Genomic DNA, 18,272 nt, shown 5'->3' with positions numbered 1-18,272 from the left:
TTCTGAAGTGCGAATTAAAGATGACTACTGGCCTGGCATGGCCAAGACCCGCCAAAGCGTATGATCCAATCACGCAAGACCTTCGTGATCCATGTAATCATATAGAGAGCCCAGGAGGAGCATGGAGGGGAGGTCTAATATGATCTAGAGAAAAGTTATCCAATTGGCTGAAGCACCACTCAATGCATTGATCAGGTAGCAACAATTTATATCTGACAATTCTGCGGAATTGTCTTAATGTCTCAAGATGTAATCCGGGAATTAGGCCATCGTACAGCGCAATAAAATCAACTGATCAATAACAATCTTGTCTGTCAAAGGTCAGCCTTAGCTTGATCCCTCTTGGGAGATTGATCAACTTGGGCTGGAGGCTCTACATCAAGATATTTAGCCTCACACTCCAACACAAAAACCTCTGTCACCCCGTCGTCCGAAACCTCCAGAACGTCATTGGTGCCTCGAGCACTCAGTCGGGCTGAACGGGTACAGCCATCTTGCTTGCCGGACTCCAAAATCTGCCCCTGGGTCAGTTGATAAAAACTACTACCAAATTACATCCTTAAAAACCGATTCAGGTGACCAGATATTCCGGAATTGAAAAGAAGCTAGCCACGACTATCACCCGTGCAAACTTGCTGGGTCTAAGCAGCCTTTTGATTCACTTTCGCCTGTTGGGATCGATGTATAACTGATGGCCATCGAGGATCTCCTGAACCATTGCAGTCTCTTCAGCTTGAAAGTAGTTCGAAAGCGTCATGGCCATCAAACTGAAGCCAGTGAATAGACCCACTGAAGGCAGGGGCATGCTGTCATCCCCAACCATCACCAAAGCCTGATCAAACGCAAAATCATTTTGCCCCAATCAGACACGAAAAATCGTGCAGCCTCAGCTTTCAATGCGCCAGCTCTGATCTGAAGGAGTCCATGCGTTGAGCTCTTCAGCAGAGAACCAAAGGTTGATCTCAAACTGAGCGGTATCTGGACCATCGGAGCCGTGAATCACATTGCGACCGATGTTCACAGCTAAATCGCCGCGAATGGTGCCCGGCTCAGCCTCAAGAGGCTTGGTGGCGCCGATCAACTTGCGGGCGCTCGCAATCACACCATCACCTTCCCAGACCATTGCGATCACAGGACCGGAGGTAATGAAATCAACAAGCCCAGCAAAGAAAGGGCGCTCACGGTGCACACCGTAATGCTCACCAGCCAACTCACGACTAGGGGTGACCTGTTTAAGCCCAATGAGCTTGAAGCCCTTACGCTCAAATCGACCCAAAATTTCTCCCACCAGACCACGCTGGACGCCATCCGGCTTGATGGCAACAAAGGTGCGTTCCATAGCCATGCTGATCAATCGTTATTACGGCCATCGTCCGTGTTGGAGTTACCGCTTGGCAAGCCAATGGTTTAACAAAGGCTTATTCACTGGTACCAAGACATCTATCTGGCCTTAGGCAAACAGTTCTTTATCCACATGTCAGACCAGGGAGATGCTGCAAATAAACAGTGCTCAAAGGGGGGCAACTAAAGCATTTGCTCATGAACCAACCACTTATGAAGAGAATTTGCCCAGGCAAGCCGATCAAACAAGCCATGAACTCTACGCAAGAGCCAGACACCTCCATGGCACCTGAGCAGAGAAGCGCATTGCATTAAAAGGCTTCAAGAGCCTATAGAGATCTTGGGACTGTGCCGTGAAGTGCGCGAAGCAGCATCAGCACATAGCACTGGCAGCTCAGTAGGCCAATCTGAATTAATTAGATCAGCTAGCTGAAAACGACGAGATAATTCCTGCACAACAACGTACGAATCACAAGATTCAGTCAGCCAAGAGATGTTATTGGCCACAATCTGATCTCCCGGCATTGACGCATCGAGAAGAAGGGTAATTGCGGGAGGAGCAGCAGCCTGAACAAATCCCAGTAGACCAATCTCACTATCTGCATCTTCCTGGCAGTTGAAGGATGACTCCCAAACGATGGGCTCTCTCAAGCCTGGGGATCTAAGCAAATAAACCCCAGGTCCAGCAGGTTCGAGCTGCTTCTGCTGAAGCACTGGGCCAACCCTATAGGTCGAACCCTCCTTCAGATAAGTGCGAAAACTCACAACAGCAGGTCTTGGGCGAGTGCTTGGCCCCTTCAACAAAGCCAGGTACCTTGAAGGCCCAGGAGAATAAACACTTTCAGGTGAAACCAAATGCACTAACAGGCGCGAGGTACATTCCGCCCTAGTTGATCCAACAACACGCCGGCCAGGAAACAAAGTGTGGAGCAAATTTCTTGGAAGCTCACCATCATCTGGCGCTTGCTTTTGAGGTGCAATTGAAGAACCCCCGTCAGAGGATTGCTGAGCATCAGTCGGTAAAGACGTGAAGCCAAAAATCATTAATAATGCAACAGCAAAACCCTTCAGCGGGTGAGATGATGACCTCAAGCATGAGCATGCCATCAGAGTTAAAGAAATGGCTAATACTGCAGTATGTCTACTTTATGACATTGCTGGCGACCCAAAACTGTCAAAACTCCTAATCAGAAGGCTCGATTCGCATGACGTTCGAACTGCGCTTACTCGCGACACTTCTTATCAGCTTGATGTTGATGGCTCTACGTCAACTCAACCGCATTCGAGCCAAGTGGCCAAAAGCACCACTAGTGCTGCCAGCGTGTGGGCTCGTGGTTTGGATGATGAGTGCCCTGCCCATAGGGGATACATGGTTGATATCTCAAATGATGCTGTCAACCGTGGGGCATATTGCGCTTAGCTATGCAACTCTCAGAGTGGGGAGTTGGTTACTCATTGAAATTCCAGGAACTCTTGGCCTTTGGCATCCGCCACCAAAAATTGTGCGTGATCTTGGCCAACTGATCCTTGCTTCAATCCTAACGATAGTCATTCTTCAGCAAGCCGGAGTCAAGCTTGTTGGGCTAATTACAACATCAGCTTTACTAACAGGCGCCTTAGCCTTTGCTGCTCAAGAACCACTAAAAGACATTTTTGGAGGGGTGAGTCTCCAAGTCGACCGAGCCTTTAAAGAAGGTGACTGGATTCAGATAGGAGATGACAGTGGAACAGTCATAGGCCTAAGCCTAATGAACACCTATCTACGCAACAACGTTGATGGTTGCACCTTGATCATCCCCAACGACACCGTCGCCCAATCGACGATCAGACGGATGGAAACAGACCATCCCTATGGCAATTATTTTGAAGTTGGCCTTGATTACGGCTTTCCACCCTCACAAGCCGTAGGCCTCCTTCTAAGGGTGGTCAAGAGCCATGCATCTGTGCTTAGCAAGCCACCCGCAAAAGCTTGGGTAACAAGTTTCGACGACAGTCGAATCTCCTATGGCATTCAAGTATGGCACAAGGATTTTGGAGATATTGAGAGAAAACGCATACGTGGAGAGCTGCTGGAGCAGATTTGGTATGCCCTAGAGCGAATAGGTCAAAGCATTCCTTTCATCGTACGCATGGGCAGCCCTAATCCACAGTTTTTGGCCAAAGACGATCCAATGCGTGCAGACAATCAACACAAAATTAACTGGTTGGCTAGTAATGCACTGTTTACCGACCTAAATCAAGAGCAACTCGAATCCCTAGCAACAAATACACGTTGCGTTCGATTTGCTAAAGGTGAGGCAGTAGTCAGGCAAGGGGAGACAGGTGATTGTCTCTATCAAGTCATCACAGGAATGCTCGAGGTATCGCGAACAACTAAGCAAGGTCAGATGCAGACTATTACAAAGCTTGGTGTCAATGAAATCTTCGGAGAAATGGCTCTATGCAGTAATCAACCACGCAATGCGACAGTTCGTGCACTAAAAGAGTCTGTACTCCTTGAAGTAGAACGCCGTGACTTGCAACCATTAATTGATCAAGATCAGACATTACTGGAAAAGTTAGCCCGATTGATACATCTCAGACAAATTGAACTTGGAGAATTAAACAAGGGGAACCGTGAATCCAATAACTTATCAATCAATCGGCTCATCCGCTCCATGCAAAGGTTATACAATGTGTTTCTTGGTAACTAGCCAATCGATCGGCTTTAAGTCTTAAAATAAATCATATTTTCTTCCTGAACAGCCTTAAGGGAGCAAGTAGGCCTAATCCAAGAATCACATCAACTGAGCGCTCAAAGACACCTGATTTCCAACAATACAAATCTTAGCCAACAGAGATGGCTGCATTATACGAACCTCTCAAATCAAGATTTACCTATGGATCAATGCAAATCTGAGCAGCGTTCATTTCTGATCTCGTTCAAACAAATGAATCACAAGATAGCATCATTTGTGAGTAGCTCCAAACCAGCTAGCTCTTCACGGCTAACACAAGCCAGAGAAAGCCATCTATGCATATTTTCAAAAGCTGCTCTTTGCAAAAATAAGTACTCAGGAAATAACCCCCTAAAACCACCTATCTAGAGGAAGGATCGAATTAAGCTGTTGCCGTAACTATTAAGTAACTAAACTTGCATTGAATTCAATCAGCTAGGGAGATGCTAATAGGCTAAGGGCAAAAGAAGCCTAGATGATGGAAGGAACCTCAAAACACAAAGTAAGCAAGCCCAAGCAACAAGGTTCGGCAAACGCAACAAGAAAAAGATCCATTGCCCCTGGAGAGCTTGTGAAACGAATAGCTCCCTACCTGGGAGGTTTAGCTTTACTCACTGGCTTAAAGCTTTCAGGAGTAGCCCAGAGCCTTGATCTACTGCTATACGACCTCGTCACCACGTTGCGCCCTGCAGCCTCAGGCAAAACACAACCAATCACAATCATTGGCATCGGGGAAGACGACATTCGAACGCATGGATGGCCAATCGATGATGGCCTGTTCTGCAAAGGAATCGACCAACTCAGCAAGAATGGAGCTGTTGCCATTGGCTTCGACATCTATCGCGATCAGGGCGTGGGTCCGAATCAGGAGTGCCTGCGCGAGCGCTTTCGCAATAATCCTCGACTGGTCTCGATTTTCAACGTAGCCAGCAATATTCCAGCTGTTCCAGGAACGCCTCCTGAAAGACATAGTTACAACGACGTCTCCGTGGATGATGACAATGTCATCAGGCGAGATCTTGTTCACGTTGCCGGCCAAGATGAAGCCACCGTAGCCTTTCCTTTGCGTATCGTCGAAGTGGGTACAGGTGATAAAAAATTGCGCCAGCAACTGGAGGATGGGTTGATCAATGATGCCTGGCTGACCGCCAATTCCGGGGGCTATTACAACGAAACAGATGCAGGCCTAGGCATGCAACGACTCCTACTCTTCCGCGAACCAGGTAGTTTCCGCAGCTACTCTCTCTCCGCTCTGCTTAAAGGAGACATCCCGCAGAAAGACATTCAGAACCATATGGTATTGATTGGCAGTACAGCACCTTCACTCAAGGATCTCTTCGAAATTCCCCATAGCCGCTTTAGTGAAGGGGAAGTACACATGAAAATGCCTGGAGTGGAAGTTCATGCACTTCGTGTGGCCACTCTGCTTGACCGCAAAAAAGGAATCCTCGTTCATGGCTTCCTGATGCCCGGTTGGGGCAACCTTTTACTAGTCCTATTCTCGGGTGGGATGGGGCTATGGCTTGGCGAAGCCTTCCTGACACTGCGCCGCAGCGTGATTGTTGTCGCAACCTCAGTCCTTGCTTTGAGCACTGCGCTGATAGCTCTGCTCATCAATTACATCTGGATCGGTAGCGTCATGCCGGTTGCTGGCCTAACAATCATGGCAGGAACGGCCTGGCTGCGCAGGGGCGCAGCCAGCCAGCAACACCAAAAAGAAGTTCAACGGTTGCTCGGCCAAGCCACCTCTCCTGCAGTTGCCGATCAACTATGGCAACAGCGTGATCAACTACTCAAAGACGGACGTTTCGAAGGGCGTCAACTACCAGTCACGGTGCTGTTCACTGATACAGCCAACTTCACAACAGTATCCGAGCATTTTCAACCTGCTGAGCTGATGGACTGGCTGAACCGAGGCATGGCTAGTTGCGTTCCAGCAGTGACAACTCGAGGAGGAATGATCAACAAATTTACCGGTGACGGGATGTTGGCAGTCTTTGGAGTCCCCCTAAGTGAAGACCCAAAAGCCGACGCCCGCGCGGCCATTGAAGCGGTAATCGAAATTCAAACTGGGCTGGTGAAGCTCAATGAAGAATTAGCAAAAGAGGGTGCCCCAGCCAACCGTATGCGCATTGGCATTCACTCGGGTGTCGTCCTAGCAGGATCGATGGGTAGCAGCGAGCGGCTGGAATACGCGATCATCGGCGATACCGTGAACTGTGCATCAAGACTTGAGAGTTTCGAAAAAAGTCGCCATGTAGGAGTTCTGCGCGTATTGGTTTCATCAACCACCAGAGACCTACTCGGAGACGAACTCAACAACTCTCTGCATTGGGACGAGTGGGGAGAGATTCAAGTCAAAGGAAGGGAAGAACCTCTCCTCGTTGCCGAACTCAAGATGGACAACGCACCGGAAGTTCAGCGGGCCAATCCGCATCAATCACATCCCCAAGGCTAAAAGCATGAGCGAAAGTCTCAGTAGAAACACTCGCCCCACACTGAGTTCGTAAGCTCGCGAGAGCTTTCTGAATACTCAAATCATCGGCCTCTGAATCGCTAACAAGCAAGCTCAATGCAGGGGGTGATGCGGTTTGAACGAAAGCTAGAGGATCACTGCTCGTGCTCTCATCATCACCACACCGATAAGCTGACTCCCAAACAGCTGGAGCATGAAGAGCTTCAAGATTGATCAAAGTAATCCCTGCTGTGGAGGCCGGCAATTCACTAGTGATGAGCATTTCCCCAGACATCTGATCACTCGAGGCGCCGCTCCATCGACGAAACTGTATGTCAATGGGTTTAGGGTTAGCAGTTGGACCTTCAAGCAAGCCGACCTGCAAAGTCCTACCAGGGGCATAAATACTGTTTGCAGGAACCAGGTGAGCTAATAGACGAGCACTACATTCACCTCGTGTTCCCCCTCCCACTCGCCTACCGGGAAAACTACTGCGAAGGTCTGCCTGAGCAAAGCCAACTGCTGGAGCCAAAGCAAAGGCCGCCAGAAACGAAAATAATGAGAATCGGCAAACTAACCTTGATGCGCGCATAGACGTTAATAAAAGCATTACGACCTAATTGAATTCTAGTCGCATCCATCCTGCACCCTCTCCTGAACTTGTGGCAAAACACGTCTCAAGGAGAAGCAAACAAAAACAACAGATGTAGAGCAAGCAGTCATATGTTGGTGTGGTATCAATACGACTTCTTCACCAAGGCGAACCAAGTAATTCAATCCCAGCCCAGAAAAATGGGTTCTTCATACCTCTAACAACACGACGTTGCTGATTCATAGTGAGCCCTCTCAGTAGTGGTGTTCCATCAACACCGATCACCTGATCATCCTCCAGAGTGACCAACCCTCTCAGGAATCCTTGACGCGTGAGTTGGAGTGCCTCTGCTTTAGGAATGTCTTGATCAAGATAGCGATACATCTGAATGAAGTAAGCAGACGTCACCACATCATCGACATACCAGAGAGTACCTACAGCACTACGGGCACCTGCTTGTAATGCCAAGCCAGCAAATCCAAGTTCAGAATCTGGATCCCCAAGGGCGGTACGGCATGCGCTCAATACAACCAAATCAATCGGCACGCCTTTCCTCTGCTGACGCAGTTTGGATAACTGGTCTAGAGATATCGGACCTGTCCCGGAGTGAAGCTGCGATGCAGTAGGCCCTCCTGGGCGAAACTCAGCATGAGTCGCGACATGCACACGGCTATAGCGAGACTCACCACCTGTAACCAGTAATGACGATGGCGTAAAAGCCTTGTTGAAGTAAAGGTCCTTACGCTCAGATTCAGCAATCTGCTCGAGTTCTTGAGGCACCAAAGGCAGAGAGGCAAGGCCACCCTCAAACTGCGAGGCCCCTAAAGCCAACAACTTGTTTCCAGTCTGGGTGGGCATATCAAGATCGGTCAGCGCAAGAGAAGGAGTAATCGCAAAGGCATAGCGATCACCAAAGAACCTCTCTCCATCACTCAGCGCAGCAAAAGGGACCCCCTGCAAGCCACGATCAGCTGAGATCAACAACGTGCTGACGCTGTACTTATCCAGCAATGGGCGAATACTTCCTATCAATAGCTGATGCAATTGACGGGTTGCTGATTCTGGATTGGCCTCATCCAGGGAGTCTTGTCGCGAGAGCTGTTGATAAAGCTGCCTCAACAAGGAACCGAACTGGCGGGTTGAGAGCTCAACACGACGCCCCTCAACCTCACCATCAGAAGGAATCAAGGTTAAATCTAGAAAAGCATCAGTCGCCTTGGAGGTGGTTTTTCCAGAAGCTTGAGTAAAACGCAGATGCAAAACAGCAGGGTTATATGCGGCCCGGTTGAAACTTGGTTGGAGAGTTGATCCCGGCACATCTGTTTCACCAGCAGCGGCGGCAATCAGCCAAGAAGCATGTTGACTGGCATCGAACTCAAACGGCTCTGATGCCAGTGGCTGGCCAGCTGTACTGGCTGTGGCCACCAAGGCAAGCAATAAGGACTTAGCAACATTGAAGGTCGTCAGAACTGATGTCATTAAGGGCCCCCAAAACGCTGAATAGCCTTGAGCATGCCGTTCTGAAGCTGTTTTGGCGTCGGCGTCTCTCGAGTCCCTATATCAGGAATATTGAGCGACTGAACTGTTTGGTTCGTGGCCGCCTGATCAGACTTGGCAACATTGGCGATCGCCTGAACTGATGTGACCTTGCGCACAGAAGTAGAGCCGGACACTGCCGTCGATGAAGCGCCTCCCTCGGCAGCAGCCCCTTCCGCTTCTCCTGTTTCAGCACCTTCCGCTTCTCCTGTTTCAGCCCCTTCCGCTTCTCCTGTTTGAGCAGCCTCGCCTCCCTCAGCAGCAGCAACTTCCGCTTCGCCTGTTTGAGCAGCCTCGCCTCCCTCAGCAGCAGCACCTTCCGCTTCGCCTGTTTGAGCAGCCTCGCCTCCCTCAGCAGCAGTACCTCCCAGTGCTCCGTCTGCAGCAGCACTGCCTCCTTCTGAAGCAGCTCCACCAGGACCCTCCTGGGCGTCAGGACCTTCGGAACCAAAACCACCAGGACCTTCTGGACCATCCTGGCCGCCAGGACCTTCGGGGCCTTCGGGGCCAAAACCGCCTGGACCTTCAGGACCCTCTGGGCCAAAACCTCCTGGGCCTTCTGGACCCTCTGGACCAAAACCTCCTGGACCTTCAGGGCCCTCTGGACCAAAACCTCCTGGACCTTCAGGGCCCTCTGGACCAAAACCTCCTGGACCTTCGGGGCCAAAACCACCAGGGCCTTCGGGGCCACCGGGACCAAAACCTCCTGGACCTTCGGGGCCAAAACCACCAGGGCCTTCGGGGCCACCGGGACCAAAACCTCCTGGACCTTCGGGGCCAAAACCACCAGGGCCTCCTGGATCAAAGCCAAAGTCACCGGCTGATGCCACATCAAAGGCTGCCTCAAACGTCAAATCCACTGCAACACCAGGGAGATTCAAAGCATCAGGGGTCGCTCTGATGGCCGCCGTCTCCATAACATCAAATGCTGTTTTTGCGGCGTTGTTACCAGGGGCTCCTGGGCCTTCAGAGCCGTCTGGACCAAAACCTCCTGGGCCTTCAGGGCCGTCTGGACCAAAACCTCCTGGGCCTTCAGGGCCTTCGGGGCCAAAACCTACTGGGCCTTCAGAGCCGTCTGGACCAAAACCTCCTGGGCCTTCAGGGCCGTCTGGACCAAAACCTCCTGGGCCTTCAGGGCTTTCTGAACCAAAACCTCCTGGGCCTTCAGGCCCGCCTGGGCCAAAGCCACCTGGACCTTCGGGGCCACCGGGATCGCCTGCATCAAAGCCACCAGGACCGCCTGCATCAAAGCCACCGGGACCGCCTGCATCAAAGCCACCGGGACCGCCTGCATCAAAGCCACCGGGACCGCCTGCATCAAAGCCACCGGGACCGCCTGCATCAAAGCCACCGGGGTTATAGCCGCCAGAGCCACCGGGGTTATAGCCGCCAGAGCCACCGGGGTTATAGCCGCCAGAGCCACCGGGGTTGTAGCCAGCATCAAAGCCGGCAGGGCTATAAACGACGGAGTTGTAATTAAAGACAGCTGGTTCCACAAAGCCTGGGTTGACCACTGGGTTGGCAACCACTGGGCCAGGTTGAGAATCAACGACTGGATTCCCTACAGGATTATTGACTGAATTCCCTACAGGATTATTGACTGGATTCCCTACAGGATTATTGACTGGATTCCCCACAGGATTATTGACTGGATTCCCTACAGGATTATTGACTGGATTCCCTACAGGATTATTGACTGGATTGGCTGCTGGATCGAATGGAGGGTTACCGCTACCACCACTGCTACTGCTACTCCTATTGCTACTGCTACTAGCAGGACAAATATTGCTGGTTCCAGTTCCGGTGCAAACAGCATTAGAAGGCGGAGTTCTATTGACTGTCAACGTGCCGCCGCTAACAGTCGTTTGGCCAGAGTATGTATTTGTTCCCTCGAGAATTAACGTGCCATCACCAGTCTTGAATAAAGCACCTGAACCGGTCAAGGCGACAGATGAATCTAGTATGGCCGTTATTCCTGAAAGAACATCGATCGTACCTCCTTCCGAACCTAACTCGAGCCATGAGTTAGCATCAGCCGCATCAGCAGGTAAAGATGCACTGAATCTCAAAGTAGCACCAGTCGTAGAAGAGCCTAGATATACGTAGTTAATCTCACCCAAAGCATCTTGATGGCCAACATTTAATACCCCTTCCTGAATATCGACCCTACCCTGCATATCGGAGGCTCCTTTAATCGTTAATTTACCCGGGCCATCGGAATTGCCGATAGTTAAAACTTTTTGACTGGAATAATCAGAACTGCCGTTATAAAGATCTATTCCATGGCCAGCGTCAGTCTGCACAGAGCCGTCTCCTACAATGCTTAGCAAGCAACTATTGGCCGCCGTACAAGAAGAACTTGCGATATCGATAGCATATCCACTCGCGGGATCCAGCAACAAGTCTGAATTCGAATTTGATTTAATTTCTGATTTACCCTGCAAGGTAAGGGTGGATGTCAACTCCGTATAACCTGAAAAAGCGCCTAAGCCTGCAGCAGAGCCACCACTATCAGAGTTAAGAAAAATGGGCTCAGCTATTTCAAGTTCGTTTAGTGCATCTACACCACCTATAAATGTCAAATAGGCACCAGCTTTTACATCAGTACCACTGCCAGTTGTTCCTAGGCTCCCCTGATGAGACACCCTTAACTCTCCAGCAGAGACTGTAGTTAATCCAGAATATGTATTATTCCCCGAGAATATCAACAGGCCATTTCCAGACTTAGTAAAAGTCCCTGTCCCAGAATACACTCCACTATATTGTCCACTTGGCGAGGTGTCTGGCTGATTAATTGTCAAACCACCACTTCCCAAAGCAATGTTACCTGATCCAGTAACTTCTCCAGTTGAATTTGTTGTACCCGCGTTTAAAATAACATTGCCATAGTTATTAGAAGTACGAGTTATATTTGCATTAACATTGATATTTCTATCTGCATTCAATGTCAACGTCCCCGTCTTGCCCGTCAGGCCTGTGGTATCAATGTTACTAGAAATCGTGATGTCGCCCGGCTCAGCCCCACTATCTGGGCTAGGCGTCGTAGATATGGTTACATTATTATTTAGGTTATTCGTAATCGTTGCAACATTTATCGTCGAAGGAGAGCCTGATGGCGTAACAGAAGTGGTCCCACTGGTGTTGCGATCTGCCCCTGTAATCTCAATGTCATAAGGGTCTAACAGCCATACTCCAGCAGCATAGTTCACGCTAGATCTAGAAGTATCGACATTCGAATCATCAACAAACAAACCATACCCAGAAGTTTCAATTCGGCCACCATTACCAGCTTGATTGCCACCTCGAGCAATCAAATCAGCAACAACACTGGTGAATGAGTTCGGATTTTTTACATCACTCCAAGCAACAATCGTTCCCCCATCGCCATGATCAAGTGCGGAAGCGTCCAATAAGGCTCCCGATTCAATCGTTGTACTCACCGCCTGGCGCACACTTGGATCACTGTTCTGCCAACTACCACCCACTTGGATCAAACCACCGCCAGTGGCACCAGTCGCCAAAAGCTGAGAGCCACCATCGACTCTGACCTGATCAGCCGTCAGCGTGATATTGCCGCCAATCGCCTCCTTTGAGCTCGTCGATAGCAAGCTATCGACGAGCTCAATGCTGCCGCCTGGTGCATCAACCAACAGGCTTTGATCGACAGAAATATCAATACCCTCCAGCAAAATTCTTGGCGTAGCGCTCATGCCAAGCTCCGCCAATCGCTGAGGATCAGTCACCAAGCCATGGGATCCAGGCAAAGGATTCGAACCCAAGCCTGCAAGCTGCTGCGGAGTGCTGTCGAAAACATTGAACGCACCAGAATTAAATCGCAACGAACTCGCCGTGCTCATATGCAGCTGCGACGTATTCACAAAACCAACACCAGCACCGAGATGAATGCCGCCAGGCGATAGCCAAAACAAATTGGCTGGCGACGACAAGCTCACTTGTTTATTGAGATAGGTGCCACCAGGCGCCGTTACACCAACAACTAAATTCCGCTTACCACCTGTGTCGAAATTGATGCCGGTAATAGCACCACGCGTATCAAAATCTTTGAATCTGTGAAAGCGATTCTTGCCCGCATCGGCGCCACCACTAATGTGACAATTCCCCCGCTTGCATACACCCCCAGTCTTGCCATTCACCTTCGTGCCAAGGCCTCCCAGGCCGGTGGCCCGCACATCAGCCCTGGCAGCAGAGCCAATCCAAAACCAGCCCCCCAAAGCCAAAGCCAGGGTCAAGGGCAGCAAGCGTAATGATTTGGGAATCATCCACTGATGCTAATCGGAAAAAACTGAAGGCTAACTGAAGGCTAACTGAAGGCTAACTGAAGGCTAACTGAAGGCTAACTGAAGGCTAACTGAAGGCTAACTGAAGGCTAACTGAAGGCTAACTGAAGGCTAACTGAAGGCTAACTGAAGGCTAAAGACGTATTTTCAAAATCTGGCACGGTTTCACAAATCAACGAATAGCCCGCATGATGGTGGGAAATAACGAACAACTGTTCATCAATAATGCTTCTGCTTGCCCAGCTCGTAGCCCCGCCAATTCAACCCGGCCCGGTTCGCTTGCCTGAGCAGGTTCCAATGGAATCACGGCCTAGGCGAAACGAAAGCCCAGAGCCAGTGATCCTTACCCCCAAGTCACCGCTACCGCAAGAGGGGGAAACTATCCCAAAGGCGGCGGAAGTGATCCCAAATTCTAGCTGGCGGCCACCAATCACAGGCACCACTCCCTATAGCCCCGAGCAACTGCGGACGATTCTCCAATCCTGTGGTCGCCAAACAATTCCAAAGACCCTGAACACTTGTGCTGCCAGCCTCACAGCGCAGCTGGTGCGTGATGGCTTTGTGAACACGCGCGTCTTCACCTTGACAAAACCAAGTCCGGGTTCCCTAGAGGTTGTAGAAGGCCGCATCGCCGAGCTAAGGATCACCAGCACTGACCAAGTGATTCAAGCCGATGTTGAAAAGCAACTGAATCCCCTCATCGGCAGCGTTCTGCATCTGCCTACTCTCGAAAAAGCCTTGGTGAGTGTGCGCAGCATTCCAGGTGTTGGACAAATCACGGGCGATCTCGGTCGCTTAGGCAGCGATGCCACCCAGGCCATTCTCAACCTCTCCATCGACTCTGTTCCCATCCCCTGGATGGGTGACTTCAGCCTCCGTAATGACGGAAACGCCGGCACAGGTGCTTATCGCGGCGTCACAACGGTGGTGAAGAACAGTCTCTTCAAACGCAATGACACCTTCCTTCTCTATATGGAAGTGAATGGAGATGCCGATCCAGAACTTGGCGCTGCAATCACATCCACCAGCTATACCTGGCCTTTATCAGATACTTGGCGGCTGACTGGTTCCATGGGCTGGAGTCGTCGCTGGTTAGTGGAAGCTCTCGGTGTAGGCCACGAGATGAGCTTCCGCCAGTTTCAAGGCATGGCCCAGCTCGACACCACCCTCTACGAATCAGACAATCAATTCTGGAGCGCCTTTGCCAGCATCAGCAGCAGCCGCAATGACGGCTACCTCGGGGGGTATAACGCTCCGCTTGTGGCTGGAGGAGGTCTCAATGGATGGCTGCATGGTGGCTATCTCAAAGCAGGCGTTAACTTTGGCGGCGGCAGCGGCAAGCTCAACTGGGGTGGAAATGTATACGGCCTGCAAGGAATCTCTGGATTCAGCACCGAGGATCAACTCAAAGAACTAGCTGCCTTTGAAATCAAGCCCGGAGAAGCCCGAGCAGTTGGAGGTCTTGTCAACCTTGGCTGGGCCATACAACCCAACGTGAAGGTCAACATGCGTGCAGCAGGGCAATGGGGGTTCACCAAACTTCCCAGCGATATGGGCTTCGGTATTGGCAGCGATGTTGGCCTGATTGGCTTACCAGGCAGCCTGATCAGTGGCGATAGCGGCTGGATGGGGAGAGGAGAAGTTGTCTTCACAGCCTGGCAGAAAGGTAATCAAGCATTTCAGCTCGTTCCTTTCTTCGGGATGGGTGGCATACGCACCGAATTCTCTGATCTTGTTATTACAGATACGGTTGGCTCTGGCGGCCTTCTTGGCCGCTACATCAATGGCGCCTGGCTAATGGAACTTGGATGGGCTGATTCATTCGAAACCAATGACAACATTGGAATCTGGCAAGACTGGATTATTGGCAACGGGCTTTATGCACGCCTGCAATATCGCTTTTAAAGATCATCTTCTCAGCCACACTTATCTATGATTGACGAATTAAACCTGTAATCTTGACTCAAGACGAACGCCATCAATCTATCAATGATAGTCAAACAATTTGCGCAAGAAATGCCTGCAATGACCCAATTAATCATCACAATATATTCAAGGCTTTCACGTATAATTAAAAATCTTATGCACAAAAATTCAATGGCATTCATTCCGAGTTACTAGAAGCATTGCCGCCTTAATCTCGAATCCCGCAAAAGCAATCAACAACAGAACTCAAGAACAGGCCTAGATTCCTTAAGAATCCCCAGAAGACATCCATCCACCTGCGTCATGTCGGTCGCCGAACCCAACCAAGCCAACCAATCATGGACCGTTGCCGACAGTACCACCCTCTATGGCCTGGATCGCTGGGGTGAACCATATTTTTCAGCCAATGCACGCGGTCATGTCGTTGTACAGCCACGTGGTGACCACGGTGGTTCTCTTGATCTGGTGGCCCTGGTTCAAGAGCTGCGCGGCCGCGATCTCAACCTGCCATTACTCATCCGTTTCGACGACATCCTCGAAGATCGTCTCGAACGATTGCACGGCGCATTCGAGAGAGCCATCACTCAATACGGCTACACCAATCGGTATCAGGGTGTCTTTCCTGTCAAGTGCAACCAACAGCGTCACGTGGTTGAGCAACTAGTAGAGAGTGGCCGTCGCTGGCACTTTGGCCTCGAGGCTGGCAGCAAGGCCGAACTGCTGATTGCTCTTTCCTTGGTAAGCGATCCAGAAGCCTTATTGATATGCAACGGCTACAAAGATCAGCGATATATCGAAACCGCAATCCTGGCACGCCAACTCGGCCGCCAGCCTGTTGTGGTGATCGAACAACCCGATGAGGTGGAACGAATTATCCGCTCCAGCCAAGAACTTGGCGCAGCACCCTTCATCGGTGTACGAGCAAAGCTAACGACACGCAGTACGGGCCACTGGAGTAGCTCAGTAGGCGAGAAAGCCAAGTTCGGTCTCTCAGTGCCGGATCTGCTAACCACAGTGGAAGCCTTAAGGCAAGCTGATCTACTCAGCGATCTGCGCCTACTGCACTTCCACATCGGCAGCCAAATTAACGACATCGCCGTACTCAAAGACGCGCTTCAAGAGGCCGCCCAAATCTACGTAGAGCTGAGCAAGCTGGGAGCCCCCATGGGGTATTTAGATGTTGGGGGTGGGCTAGGTGTCGACTACGACGGCAGCCGCAGCGCTAGCGCAGCATCGACCAACTACTCCCTACAAAACTACGCCAATGATGTGGTCGCAACGGTGCGCGAATGCTGTGAACCCCATGGCATCACTTTGCCTATCCTTGTGAGCGAAAGCGGGCGCGCGATCGCTAGTCATTTCTCAATACTCGTGTTCGATGTACTGGGCACAAGTACTGTCCCAGGCGCTGTCCCCCTGCAAACAGGAGAGGAACCCCTCACCATTAACAACCTCAGGGAGACCCTCGCCGAAGTAATGGCAACTCAAAAGAGTGCTGTGACTGAGACATCGCGCCTACAGGAAGCATGGCACGACGCGATCAAATTCAAAGACGATGCCCTCGCTGCCTTCCGCCTGGGTTACATCACTCTGCCAGAACGGGCTCTGGCAGAACAGCTCACATGGGCTTGCGCCGAAACAATTGTGGGCCAATTGCCTTGCAACGAAACAATTCCCGACGACCTACAAGGTTTAAGAGCTGTTCTCGCTGGAACCTACTACGCCAACCTTTCAATATTTCGTTCAGCCCCAGACACCTGGGCCATCGATCAACTCTTTCCACTCATGCCGATTCACCGATTGAATGAAGAGCCAACTCGGCTAGGTCACTTCGCTGATCTCACATGCGACTCCGACGGGAAACTGGACCGCTTTATCGGGAATGGGCAAACCAAAACTCTGCTGGAGCTTCACAACCTGCGCCAAAACGAGACTTACATGATTGGCATGTTTCTCGGCGGTGCTTACCAGGAAGTGATGGGCAATCTGCACAACCTGTTCGGCAGTACCAATGCAGTGCACATCCGGCTAACAACTGGTGGTGGCTACCAGGTAGACCACGTTGTGCGAGGCAACACCAATTCCGAGGTGCTCGAAGCGATGGAGCACAACCCTGAGCTCCTGCTAGAGAGGCTGCGCTTAGCTAGTGAACTTGCTATTCAGCGAGGCGAGCTCAAGATCAACGATGTGCGGCGGCTGATGGACCATCTAGAAGCGAGCCTGCGTCAGGCGACGTACCTTCAAGGCTAGAACTTGACATCCTTTTTATATCGCATAAATGAGCCACTGTGATCACAGCTACTCATTGAGCACTCAAGCTTCTTATGCCTGGAGATCAGAAACTTGTTTGACTGAAACCTTCCCTAAAACACCTTAATCCAAAACTGTTCTGGCTAGTCAATTCAACCCGTAACCGTGCTCAAAAGCTCTAAGAGCCCAGCGGCAACAGCCCTCGTTTAACCAGCGGCTGCAGATCTACCAAACGCAGGGAGCCTTCGATCTCCTCCAGTGTTCCACGACTGCGCAGCTTGCTCAATGTCCGAGAGGTAGTCTCCCTGGACAAACCTGCCATCAGACCCAGCTCCCTTTGGGCCAAAGGTGGAATCACCACTTTGGGATCATCGGCAGAAGAACTCTTACGGGCCAAGTAAGCCAATGCATTGAGTAAGCGCGTCGTGGCATCACTGGTCTGGATTGCAAAACGCTGATTGAGATCCCGCAAGCGAGATGCCTCAAGCTGAGCAAGGGCAAGGGCAAAGCCCACTTCCTTGCGCAGCAAAGCCACAAAAGGCGACGTTCTCATCTTCAAAAGCTTCACTGGCGTTAAGGCCACAACATCAGCAGACCTAGGTGCTGCATCAAGAGCAGCCATCTCACCAAACAAATCCCCCTCCCCCAGCACTGACATCACAACTTCTTCGCCATCAGCCGTATAAGTGCGGACTTTGGCCATGCCTGAGCACAACAGAAAGACCGACTCCCCCCAGTCTTGCTCCATCACGAAAACCTGTTCAGCACCATGACTGGACTCAAGATGGCGATCCAATAATTGCTGACACTCATCAGTTGTTAAAGCCGAAAAAAATTGCACCGCCTGCAACTGCTCAACGCTGAAAATAGCCATTTCAATTATTTTTTAGTTATTAAATAGTAATACAATAATTCCGATCAAGCCAACTTGCAAGAAAAATGCAACCTCGAAATCGCTCTTCAATTAACAATCAATTACAGGCGCATGAATCGACCTCCACTCACACAATAAGTATGAACTATTCCTGATGAAAACAGTCGATCTCAAAATAAAGCTGTTCCTGCCTAATACAACAAGAGCTGGCTGTTCCGAACGACTGGCATCACGATGGTTATTAGCAGTCTTGAGCATGGGTAGCGGCAAAGGGCAAAGAGAT

13 protein-coding genes are annotated in these 18,272 nt (G+C 50.7%); 4 read left to right on the top strand and 9 right to left on the bottom strand.

The window, feature by feature from the left end:
• Window positions 1-314: 314 nt before the first annotated feature.
• From PMIT1303_RS10600 to PMIT1303_RS13570, 5 genes are all read right to left on the bottom strand, one after another.
• Window positions 315-512, bottom strand: a complete 198-nt coding sequence (locus tag PMIT1303_RS10600; protein WP_063398669.1) for a hypothetical protein — start codon at window positions 510-512, stop codon at window positions 315-317.
• 146 nt (window positions 513-658) lie between these two features.
• On the bottom strand, window positions 659-862 hold the full coding sequence (locus tag PMIT1303_RS10595; protein WP_063398668.1) for a hypothetical protein: 204 nt from the start codon (window positions 860-862) through the stop codon (window positions 659-661).
• Window positions 863-886: 24 nt separating this feature from the next.
• Window positions 887-1,345: a nucleoside-diphosphate kinase gene (gene ndk, locus PMIT1303_RS10590; RefSeq protein WP_063398667.1), complete on the bottom strand. Its 459-nt coding sequence runs from the start codon at window positions 1,343-1,345 to the stop codon at window positions 887-889.
• A gap of 317 nt (window positions 1,346-1,662) precedes the next feature.
• Window positions 1,663-2,106, bottom strand: coding sequence for a hypothetical protein (locus tag PMIT1303_RS13575; protein WP_156487002.1), 444 nt, complete (start codon window positions 2,104-2,106; stop codon window positions 1,663-1,665).
• A 95-nt stretch (window positions 2,107-2,201) separates the two neighbouring features.
• A complete protein-coding gene (locus PMIT1303_RS13570) occupies window positions 2,202-2,378 on the bottom strand; it encodes a hypothetical protein (RefSeq protein WP_231901459.1) in 177 nt (58 codons plus the stop codon).
• A 168-nt stretch (window positions 2,379-2,546) separates the two neighbouring features.
• On the opposite strand from PMIT1303_RS13570, the gene PMIT1303_RS10580 reads away from it, so the two are divergent.
• Window positions 2,547-4,034, top strand: a complete 1,488-nt coding sequence (locus PMIT1303_RS10580) for a mechanosensitive ion channel family protein (RefSeq protein WP_063398665.1) — start codon at window positions 2,547-2,549, stop codon at window positions 4,032-4,034.
• Between the two features lie 595 nt (window positions 4,035-4,629).
• Window positions 4,630-6,516 carry a CHASE2 domain-containing protein gene (locus PMIT1303_RS10575; protein ID WP_231901458.1) on the top strand — a complete coding sequence of 629 codons (1,887 nt, stop codon included), beginning with the start codon at window positions 4,630-4,632 and terminating at the stop codon, window positions 6,514-6,516.
• On the opposite strand, the gene PMIT1303_RS10570 is transcribed toward PMIT1303_RS10575, so the two are convergent.
• From PMIT1303_RS10570 to PMIT1303_RS10560, 3 genes are all read right to left on the bottom strand, one after another.
• Entirely contained in the window at window positions 6,452-7,045 is a 594-nt protein-coding gene (locus tag PMIT1303_RS10570) for a hypothetical protein (protein ID WP_063398663.1), read from the bottom strand. The two genes, PMIT1303_RS10575 and PMIT1303_RS10570, sit on opposite strands and share 65 nt — an antisense overlap.
• A 219-nt stretch (window positions 7,046-7,264) precedes the next feature.
• A complete protein-coding gene (locus PMIT1303_RS10565; protein WP_063398662.1) occupies window positions 7,265-8,584 on the bottom strand; it encodes a CHAT domain-containing protein in 1,320 nt (439 codons plus the stop codon).
• Entirely contained in the window at window positions 8,584-12,900 is a 4,317-nt protein-coding gene (locus tag PMIT1303_RS10560; RefSeq protein ID WP_197459814.1) for an autotransporter-associated beta strand repeat-containing protein, read from the bottom strand. Before PMIT1303_RS10560 ends, PMIT1303_RS10565 begins: the two co-directional genes overlap by 1 nt.
• Before the next feature lie 264 nt (window positions 12,901-13,164).
• On the opposite strand from PMIT1303_RS10560, the gene PMIT1303_RS10555 reads away from it, so the two are divergent.
• Together PMIT1303_RS10555 and speA are read left to right on the top strand one after the other, a co-directional pair.
• On the top strand, window positions 13,165-14,844 hold the full coding sequence (locus PMIT1303_RS10555; RefSeq protein ID WP_082824490.1) for a ShlB/FhaC/HecB family hemolysin secretion/activation protein: 1,680 nt from the start codon (window positions 13,165-13,167) through the stop codon (window positions 14,842-14,844).
• Between the two features lie 324 nt (window positions 14,845-15,168).
• The gene (gene speA, locus PMIT1303_RS10550) at window positions 15,169-17,115 is read left to right on the top strand and encodes a biosynthetic arginine decarboxylase (RefSeq protein ID WP_063398659.1); all 1,947 of its coding nucleotides are present in this window, start codon (window positions 15,169-15,171) and stop codon (window positions 17,113-17,115) included.
• A gap of 178 nt (window positions 17,116-17,293) precedes the next feature.
• Here the strand turns inward: speA and PMIT1303_RS10545 are convergent, their stop codons facing one another.
• Window positions 17,294-17,989 carry a Crp/Fnr family transcriptional regulator gene (locus PMIT1303_RS10545; RefSeq protein WP_063398658.1) on the bottom strand — a complete coding sequence of 232 codons (696 nt, stop codon included), beginning with the start codon at window positions 17,987-17,989 and terminating at the stop codon, window positions 17,294-17,296.
• Window positions 17,990-18,272 lie beyond the last annotated feature (283 nt).

It is taken from the genome of Prochlorococcus sp. MIT 1303, assembly GCF_001631965.1.
Lineage (GTDB): Bacteria > Cyanobacteriota > Cyanobacteriia > PCC-6307 > Cyanobiaceae > Prochlorococcus > Prochlorococcus marinus_D.
This window is presented reverse-complemented; position numbering and strand designations above follow the sequence as displayed.

Excerpts from the sequence above, each read along its gene's own strand:
- speA (WP_063398659.1), top strand. The coding sequence starts at position 15,169 with ATGTCGGTCGCCGAACCCAACCAAGCCAACCAATCATGGACCGTTGCC.
- PMIT1303_RS10545 (WP_063398658.1), bottom strand. The coding sequence starts at position 17,989 with ATGGCTATTTTCAGCGTTGAGCAGTTGCAGGCGGTGCAATTTTTTTCG.
- PMIT1303_RS10565 (WP_063398662.1), bottom strand. The coding sequence starts at position 8,584 with ATGACATCAGTTCTGACGACCTTCAATGTTGCTAAGTCCTTATTGCTT.
- ndk (WP_063398667.1), bottom strand. The coding sequence starts at position 1,345 with ATGGCTATGGAACGCACCTTTGTTGCCATCAAGCCGGATGGCGTCCAG.
- PMIT1303_RS10555 (WP_082824490.1), top strand. The coding sequence starts at position 13,165 with ATGCTTCTGCTTGCCCAGCTCGTAGCCCCGCCAATTCAACCCGGCCCG.
- PMIT1303_RS10580 (WP_063398665.1), top strand. The coding sequence starts at position 2,547 with ATGACGTTCGAACTGCGCTTACTCGCGACACTTCTTATCAGCTTGATG.